1 protein-coding gene and 1 pseudogene are annotated in these 358 nt (G+C 39.1%); both read right to left on the reverse strand.

The window, feature by feature from the left end; genetic code table 11:
* A partial coding sequence (locus ACFSR0_RS07400) for a helix-turn-helix domain-containing protein (protein ID WP_379981417.1) occupies positions 1 to 181 on the reverse strand: 181 nt, incomplete at its 3' end.
* Positions 144 to 358, reverse strand: a pseudogene (locus ACFSR0_RS07405) (IS607 family transposase); the annotation flags it as partial. The gene ACFSR0_RS07400 and the pseudogene ACFSR0_RS07405, both read right to left, overlap by 38 nt.

A 358-nucleotide genomic window follows, 5' to 3' on the forward strand; every position in this document is an offset into this window, starting at 1 on the left:
ACATTTTTGTGATGTGCTTTCGTAAATCGTTGTTACTGATGAACTTTCTGCCGAACCGATAGTTCATTTCTTGCATTTGTAACGTCCAGTTGAAAATCCAACGTGCAGTACCAGCCGATTGCCACAGTTGCTTTTCTTGTTCTTCAGTCGGGCGCAACCTTACTTTCTTGGCTCGTATCATCTTCCATCAACTCCTTAATCATCTTCTTAGCTTTCTTCGCTCGTTTCCCTTGTAATCGGCAACTAAAAACAGCGACAATCTGAATTAAGTCCTCGACTAATTCCTGTTCTTCCGTCTTTTCTGTATTGTCAATGATTTCTATTTCTGTGCCATATTTATTACAAAGTTTTTCAATGA

This window comes from Enterococcus camelliae, assembly GCF_042685105.1.
GTDB lineage: Bacteria > Bacillota > Bacilli > Lactobacillales > Enterococcaceae > Enterococcus_G > Enterococcus_G camelliae.